The organism is Tessaracoccus zhenghani (assembly GCF_055326325.1).
This window is the reverse complement of the sequence record NZ_JBUZNQ010000019.1, coordinates 1-7,057: the sequence shown is the minus strand read 5'-3', so window position 1 is coordinate 7,057 and position 7,057 is coordinate 1. Positions and strand designations below refer to the sequence as shown.

The 7,057-nt window shown below is 65.2% G+C and carries 9 protein-coding genes; 6 read left to right on the top strand and 3 right to left on the bottom strand.

Going from position 1 to position 7,057, the window contains the following annotated elements:
* Positions 1-77 precede the first annotated feature (77 nt).
* Together ACZK4S_RS15485 and ACZK4S_RS15480 are read left to right on the top strand one after the other, a co-directional pair.
* A protein-coding gene (locus ACZK4S_RS15485) for an IS5 family transposase (RefSeq protein ID WP_463643408.1) occupies positions 78-981 on the top strand; the annotation gives its coding sequence in 2 pieces (ribosomal slippage) (positions 78-400 and positions 399-981; 906 coding nt in all).
* A gap of 50 nt (positions 982-1,031) precedes the next feature.
* Positions 1,032-1,292 carry a hypothetical protein gene (locus ACZK4S_RS15480; RefSeq protein WP_463644865.1) on the top strand — a complete coding sequence of 87 codons (261 nt, stop codon included), beginning with the start codon at positions 1,032-1,034 and terminating at the stop codon, positions 1,290-1,292.
* 123 nt (positions 1,293-1,415) lie between these two features.
* Here the strand turns inward: ACZK4S_RS15480 and ACZK4S_RS15475 are convergent, their stop codons facing one another.
* The 3 genes from ACZK4S_RS15475 to ACZK4S_RS15465 form a co-directional block, all read right to left on the bottom strand.
* Positions 1,416-1,787, bottom strand: a complete 372-nt coding sequence (locus ACZK4S_RS15475; RefSeq protein WP_463644866.1) for a carbohydrate-binding protein — start codon at positions 1,785-1,787, stop codon at positions 1,416-1,418.
* A gap of 51 nt (positions 1,788-1,838) precedes the next feature.
* Positions 1,839-2,474, bottom strand: coding sequence for an SGNH/GDSL hydrolase family protein (locus ACZK4S_RS15470; protein WP_345045547.1), 636 nt, complete (start codon positions 2,472-2,474; stop codon positions 1,839-1,841).
* 161 nt (positions 2,475-2,635) lie between these two features.
* Positions 2,636-3,661, bottom strand: a complete 1,026-nt coding sequence (locus ACZK4S_RS15465; protein ID WP_345045550.1) for an HAD-IIA family hydrolase — start codon at positions 3,659-3,661, stop codon at positions 2,636-2,638.
* 110 nt (positions 3,662-3,771) lie between these two features.
* On the opposite strand from ACZK4S_RS15465, the gene ACZK4S_RS15460 reads away from it, so the two are divergent.
* The 4 genes from ACZK4S_RS15460 (at position 3,772) to ACZK4S_RS15445 (ending at position 7,057) form a co-directional block, all read left to right on the top strand.
* Complete coding sequence (locus ACZK4S_RS15460) at positions 3,772-4,218, top strand: RpiB/LacA/LacB family sugar-phosphate isomerase (protein ID WP_345045552.1); 447 nt, start codon at positions 3,772-3,774, stop codon at positions 4,216-4,218.
* The gene (locus ACZK4S_RS15455; RefSeq protein ID WP_345045554.1) at positions 4,215-5,066 is read left to right on the top strand and encodes a transketolase; all 852 of its coding nucleotides are present in this window, start codon (positions 4,215-4,217) and stop codon (positions 5,064-5,066) included. Before ACZK4S_RS15460 ends, ACZK4S_RS15455 begins: the two co-directional genes overlap by 4 nt.
* A complete protein-coding gene (locus tag ACZK4S_RS15450; protein WP_345045556.1) occupies positions 5,056-5,994 on the top strand; it encodes a transketolase family protein in 939 nt (312 codons plus the stop codon). The genes ACZK4S_RS15455 and ACZK4S_RS15450 overlap by 11 nt, the downstream gene beginning before the upstream one ends.
* A 159-nt stretch (positions 5,995-6,153) precedes the next feature.
* A protein-coding gene (locus ACZK4S_RS15445; RefSeq protein ID WP_463643408.1) for an IS5 family transposase occupies positions 6,154-7,057 on the top strand; the annotation gives its coding sequence in 2 pieces (ribosomal slippage) (positions 6,154-6,476 and positions 6,475-7,057; 906 coding nt in all).

Genomic DNA, 7,057 nt, shown 5'->3' with positions numbered 1-7,057 from the left:
CTAGGGCGTGTCTCCCATATGTTGAGTGAGGCTCGCGGCAGTCTGGTCGGGTGAGGTCGACGGGTTCGCGGTATCGGGTGTTCACGGATGAGCAGTGGGAGCGGATCGAGCCGCTGCTTCCCTCGAATGAGGGGCGCCGCGGTCACCCGTTCGGCGACAACCGTCGGGTCGTGGAGGGGATCGCGTACCGGTTCCGCACGGGGATCCCGTGGCGTGATCTGCCTCGCGACGAGTTCGGTCCGTGGCAGACGGTATGGAAGCGGCACCGTCGTTACGCCGGCGACGGCACCTGGGATCGGGTGCTGACGCGGATCCTCGCTGAGGCGGATGCGGCGGGGAAGATCGACTGGGCGGTGTCGGTGGACGCGACGATCGCGCGTGCGCATCAGCACGCGACGAACACGACCCGCCCGGAGCAGGACACAGGGGGCAGGATCGAATTACAGGAATCTGCCCTGGCAGGAGGTTGAACCGCCGGGGCACGGTATCGGCCGCTCCCGCGGCGGACTGACGACGAAGATCCACCAGGCCGTCGACGGCCACGGGCGGCCGTTGGCGATGATCGTCACCGGCGGTCAGCGCAACGATGGCGCGATGCTTGCCGAGGTGCTCGCGCAGATCCACGTCCCGCGGGCGGGCGCGGGACGCCCGCGCACCCGCCCTGATGCGGTGATCGCAGACCGTGCCTACGCGACCGGCGTGATCCGCAGCGAGCTGCGCCGCCGCGGGATCAAGGCCGTCATTCCCGACAAGCGCGATCAGGCCGCCGCACGGAAACGGCGCGGCAGCAACGGCGGCAGACCGCCCGGGCTCGACGCCGACGCCTACAGGGGCCGCAACGTCGTCGAGCGATTCTTCGCTCTCGCCAAGCAGTGGCGCGGCATCGCGACCCGGTACGACAAACTCGCCATCACCTACCGCGCCGGCGTCACCCTCAGCGCCATCCTGACCTGGCAACGGCTATTGGGAGACACGTCCTAGTCAGTCTGCGCGCCGTGGTCGCCCCGAGCGTCTTTGTCGGACCGAACGCCATGATCAAGGACCAGGCGGTCGTGGTCGGATCCGTCCGGCTCTTCGACCGCTCCATGATCGAAGGGCATGCGGTCGTAGCCGACACGTGCACATTGCGCGACAACAGCTGCATCAGCGGCGAAGCGATCGTCCGTGGCCAGGTCACACTGGCGCACAACGCCCGCATCGACGGTGACGCACGTGTCAACGGTGGAGTGCTCCTGCAGCACTTCGCCCACATCAGCCGTGGAGTCCTCTCCGGCGGCATGACGGTCAACTGACCGAACAACTCAAGCCCGCCTTGAGCGATGAGAAGAGCCCACCGGGCACTCGTCGCTCGGCGGGCTCTTCTCTTTGGGTGGGGCTGCTGAACGGGGGACTCGCTGACGGGTAACCGCAAGGGGCTAGAGCAGCTTGGCGACAGACTCCGCTACACGAAGTGCCCAGTGTCGATAGCCGCCGAGTGAGGCGGAGAACGGGGCAGTCGGGTGGACGCCATCACTGCTGAGGTACCTGTCACGCATACCGTCGCCGGTGGCGGCAGCATCTTTTCCGGTTCCAGAGAGCCATGAATCCAGCTTCCACGACCCGGAGTGGTACGCGATTGCTGTCCCGCCCGGGTACCCGGTTCCAACGTTGGTGTGAGATGTGTGCGCCTTCGTGCATACGTAGATGCCGCCTGCGTAGCTGACTCGATCGCCGACTGCGTAGGCGGTGGATGTTGCCCATGCGCCACGGTTCGCGGGTCCGCCGAGGGTGTCGATATAGCCGATCACGTTCGGTGCCGCGAGTGCCGCGGTGCGCACTGCGTCGCGGTTCGCGAGGCGTCACGCGGTATATGAGTCGGCGAAGGAAGAGACCTCGGGGCCGACGACGAACACGAGTGCTCGTGGGCATCGCGCGGCAAGCTGAGCGTACATGGCGGAGCAGGCCGCGCCGATTGCACTCGCTCCGGCACTGTCGTCGTTGAGGGTCCCGTGCACAATGATGACGTCGGGCTGGATCTGCTCAAGCCAACCGAGCCTTGTGCTGCTGCCGAAAACCGAGCCGGTTCCCGCCTGTACGTAGCCCGTGCCCCCTTGACCCGCGTTGTATACCTCCCAACCAGTCGCGAGCGCGAGCGCGGCGTGCATTCCGTCCAGACCCGCCTCGACGTACGAATCCCCTGCGAGCGCTGCCTTGACGCTGGGGGTAGCCGTCGGCGTTACGGACGTGCTCGGCAGTGCCCATACTCCTGAAAAGCGAATGCGATGCAGCCACACACGTACTCGACGCACGCGAACATCAGCGAAAGTTAGCTTGCAAAGGTAGGAGCTGTTCGCCGTTGCCGTCAGCCCTCCGGGTTGCTCGGGGGCTGCGGTGAGCGGCTGTCCGTTGATCCAGACCCATGAACGCCAGCTCGTACCCGTGGACTGGGCTTCGATCATGAGTTCGATCTCTGCGGCGTCTGTGTCGAACTCCACGGCGTAGGAGTTCTCGCCGCCTGTTGTTGCGAGTCGTCGGAGCCGCGCGGCCGGGAGCATATAGACGTTAGCCCGCCGGCACGGTAGGTCGACGTCGTTTTGCTGAGGATCTTTGCGGAGCATGAGGACGGCAGCTGCTGACGAGCAAGGCGCTGACGCCCTTAATCGAGGGCCATGGCGATGGCGTCGTGAAGCTCAGTGTCGAGTTTGAGATTGTCGTATGCTGCGGCATGTTCCCAGACGAGAGCAGCTGTGGCTCGGATGATATTCATCGGCTCGTTTCCTGGGGCCACGAGGCGCACCCGACGGCCTTCGGCAGCCACGACGGCGTTGGCGACGGTCGATGTGAGGAACTGGTCATTGCGCGCGAGTCGGGTCGAGGGATACGGCAACGCGAGACCACGCAGGTCGCGCAAGATGAAGTCAGGTCGCGCATCGGAGGGTGCGGCGAAAACATCCTGAGGCCGGCTGATGCCGGTGAGGACGAGGGCGCTACTCATCTCGGAGCGACATGCGCCTCTGATGTCTGTGTCGACCTGGTCGCCGATGAATAGCCATCGGGAGCCGGGGAATCGTTCGCGGGCGGCGTCGAAGAGCGCCGTCTCCGGCTTTCCGGCAGCGAGAGGTTCGCGATTGATGACCGCGCGGACGGCAGCAACGAGTGCTCCGTTGCCAGGTGCCAGTCCGCGCTCGAGTGGAAGTGAGGTGTCGAGGTTCGTCGCGACCCACGGAATCCCGGAGGCGAGAGCGTAAGCAGCTTCGGCGAGGTCATTCCAGCTCACGTGTGGTGAGAAACCTTGCACGACTGCGTCGGGATGCTCATCCGCCGTGCGGACAAGTCGGTACCCCGCCCCTTGGAGCACCGTCGTCAGCCCCGGACCACCGACGACCAGCAGAGAAGTTCCGGGCTCGACAACCCTTGAGAGAAGCAGCAGTGTCGCCTGCGGTGAGGTGACGACATCATCTGCGTCGACGTCCAGTCCCATTGTCGTCAGCTGTTCCGCGACGTCCGCTGCCAGCCGAGAGGCGTTGTTCGTCAGGAACCCCACCGTCTTCGTCTCTCGAGCCGCGTTCAAAGCGGTGACGGCGTGCGGTATGGGTGCTGCGCCGCGGTACACGACTCCGTCGAGGTCGGAGAGGATGACGTCCGCGCTGTCAAGAGGGGTGGGGTGGGCGTCTCTGGCCATGCTGTCTCCCAGGTCAATGGGTGGACTATACAGTCCGGTCTTCCATCCTACGCCGATTCGGTCTATCCTCAGCTAGACAAGGCTATACAGGTATAGATAGGAGTCCCCGCATGTTGATTGGTATTGGCTGCGACCCGAATGCAACCACCCTCAAGGATGCCGTCGCTGATTACCTTCGCGAGCTCGGCCACGAGGTTCGTGATTTCGGCTCCGACGACCCCCTGTACCCGAAGACGGCCATTGCGGTGGCGGAAAGCGTCGCGGCGAAGGAGGTCGAGCGTGGTGTCGTGATGTGCGGCACCGGCATCGGCGTCTCCATCTCGGCGAATAAGGTTCCCGGGGCGTACTGCGCACTGCTCACGGACGCGTACCAAGCCGAGCGTGCTCAGCTGAGCAACGACGCCAACATGGTCGCATTCGGAGCTCAGGTCACCGGCGTCGAGTCGGTCAAGCGACTCGTTCGCGAATACCTCTCGGTGTCGTACGGGGAGAACGAGCGGAGCGCTCCGAAGCTCGCCGCTCTGTACGACTACGAAACCGAGAACACTCGCGTATGAATACCGTCCCGCTGCAGATCGAGGCGGAACTCGCACGCCTCAACGTCCTGCGGATGGTCCGGGCAGGCGGTTCTGGCCACCTTGGAGGAGCACTCTCGTGCATCGACATCGTGACCGCGCTGTACTTCGCGACCATGCGCGTCAACCCGCAAGCCCCGAAGGACCCGAACCGCGACCGGTTCCTGCTGTCCGCGGGCCACAAAGCAATGGCGCAGTACGCCGTCCTCGGCCGGCGCGGCTACTTCGAGGAGACGCTGTACGACACGTACGGCTCCGTCGGCAGCAAACTCGGCGGTCACCCTGACCTTCACAAGCTTCCGGGGATTGAAGCGAACACGGGCGCCCTGGGTCACGGGCTGTCGATTGCCGCAGGGATGGCACTTGGCCTTCGCGCAGCGAGCAACGGAGGACGGGTTTTCACCGTCCTTGGGGATGGTGAGCTCCCCGAAGGGGCGAACTGGGAAGGCGCGTCCATTGCGGCCCACCACCGACTCGACAACCTCGTCGCTTTCGTCGATGTCAACGATCTGCAGATCTCCGGGCCGACCGCTGAGGTCATGAACATGGAGCCGATTGCCGACAAGTTCGCAGCGTTCGGGTGGAACACCGTCACCATCGACGGGAACGATATCGATGCCGTCCTCGACGCCGTCAGCACCGCGGACGGTGAAAAGGGCCGGCCTACTGTCGTCGTTGCTCGCACGACGAAGGCGAAGGGCATCAGCTTCCTGGAAGGGACCCTTGCCTCGCACTACTGGAAGCCGACGGTCGAGGAACTCGACCGAGCCGAACGTGAAGTGCACGCCCGCATCGACAACCTGCGCGAATGGAACGACCATGGCTGCTGAGACGCTTACTCTTATCGATCCGCGAAAGACCTTCGGGCAAGCAGTGACCGACCTCGCTGCGAGCGATGACCGTGTCGTCGTCCTCTCCGCCGACAGCGGGCTGTCGTCGGGATTCGGCTCATTTCGCGAGCGCTACCCCGACCGCTACTACGAGTTCGGCATTCAGGAACACGGAACAACGGGCGTCGCGGCAGGTCTCGCATCAACCGGGAAAGTCCCCGTCTTCGCAGCCATCGCAGCGTTTGTCACCAACCGGAACTACGAAGCATTCCGTAACGACATCGCGTACATGGGTCAGAACGTCAAGATCGTCGGTCGCAACGGAGGGATCACTTACTCCGACCTCGGGCCCACACACTACTCCCTCGAAGACTATGCAATCATCCGCATGCTTCCCGGTGTCGTCGTCCTCTCACCCCAGGACCCCGGAGAGATCCGGGAGGCAGCCAAGGCGATGATTGAGCACGACGGGCCCGTGTACATGCGCATCGGGGGCCCATCGATCCCCGATCTGTTCCCGCAGGCACCGTTCACCATCGGGGAAGGGCGGATGATTCGGGAAGGGTCTCGCGCAACGGTCGTCACGACGGGGACCATCACCCCGGAGGTCGTGGTCGCGGTGCAACGGCTCGCGGACGACGGCGTCGATGTGGACCTCATCGGGATGCCAACTGTCGAACCTGTTGACGCGGCGCTTATCCGCGCGTCCGCTCGTCGCACCGGACGCGTCATCACCGTCGAGGAGCACTACACCCGCGGCGGTCTCTCCGCGGCCGTTGGCGAGGCTCTGGCATCCTCGGGAATTCCCGTGCACGCCATCGGGTTGCCGCATGAGCACATCGTCACCGGTACGTACTCAGGGCTGCTTGCTCGATACGCGCTTGACGCCGCGGGACTGGACGAGCGCATTCGGCTGCTCGTCCGCTAGGTGTGATGTCCAGGGATGTTGTTGTGTGAATCGCTCGTGATTGCTGAGGGGTGAAGGCCTCCGGTTGCGAGAGTGGAGCTGTCTAGGGCGTGTCTCCCATATGTTGAGTGAGGCTCGCGGCAGTCTGGTCGGGTGAGGTCGACGGGTTCGCGGTATCGGGTGTTCACGGATGAGCAGTGGGAGCGGATCGAGCCGCTGCTTCCCTCGAATGAGGGGCGCCGCGGTCACCCGTTCGGCGACAACCGTCGGGTCGTGGAGGGGATCGCGTACCGGTTCCGCACGGGGATCCCGTGGCGTGATCTGCCTCGCGACGAGTTCGGTCCGTGGCAGACGGTATGGAAGCGGCACCGTCGTTACGCCGGCGACGGCACCTGGGATCGGGTGCTGACGCGGATCCTCGCTGAGGCGGATGCGGCGGGGAAGATCGACTGGGCGGTGTCGGTGGACGCGACGATCGCGCGTGCGCATCAGCACGCGACGAACACGACCCGCCCGGAGCAGGACACAGGGGGCAGGATCGAATTACAGGAATCTGCCCTGGCAGGAGGTTGAACCGCCGGGGCACGGTATCGGCCGCTCCCGCGGCGGACTGACGACGAAGATCCACCAGGCCGTCGACGGCCACGGGCGGCCGTTGGCGATGATCGTCACCGGCGGTCAGCGCAACGATGGCGCGATGCTTGCCGAGGTGCTCGCGCAGATCCACGTCCCGCGGGCGGGCGCGGGACGCCCGCGCACCCGCCCTGATGCGGTGATCGCAGACCGTGCCTACGCGACCGGCGTGATCCGCAGCGAGCTGCGCCGCCGCGGGATCAAGGCCGTCATTCCCGACAAGCGCGATCAGGCCGCCGCACGGAAACGGCGCGGCAGCAACGGCGGCAGACCGCCCGGGCTCGACGCCGACGCCTACAGGGGCCGCAACGTCGTCGAGCGATTCTTCGCTCTCGCCAAGCAGTGGCGCGGCATCGCGACCCGGTACGACAAACTCGCCATCACCTACCGCGCCGGCGTCACCCTCAGCGCCATCCTGACCTGGCAACGGCTATTGGGAGACACGTCCTAG

Excerpts from the sequence above, each read along its gene's own strand:
- ACZK4S_RS15460 (WP_345045552.1), top strand. The coding sequence starts at position 3,772 with ATGTTGATTGGTATTGGCTGCGACCCGAATGCAACCACCCTCAAGGAT.
- ACZK4S_RS15465 (WP_345045550.1), bottom strand. The coding sequence starts at position 3,661 with ATGGCCAGAGACGCCCACCCCACCCCTCTTGACAGCGCGGACGTCATC.
- ACZK4S_RS15450 (WP_345045556.1), top strand. The coding sequence starts at position 5,056 with ATGGCTGCTGAGACGCTTACTCTTATCGATCCGCGAAAGACCTTCGGG.
- ACZK4S_RS15480 (WP_463644865.1), top strand. The coding sequence starts at position 1,032 with ATGATCAAGGACCAGGCGGTCGTGGTCGGATCCGTCCGGCTCTTCGAC.
- ACZK4S_RS15455 (WP_345045554.1), top strand. The coding sequence starts at position 4,215 with ATGAATACCGTCCCGCTGCAGATCGAGGCGGAACTCGCACGCCTCAAC.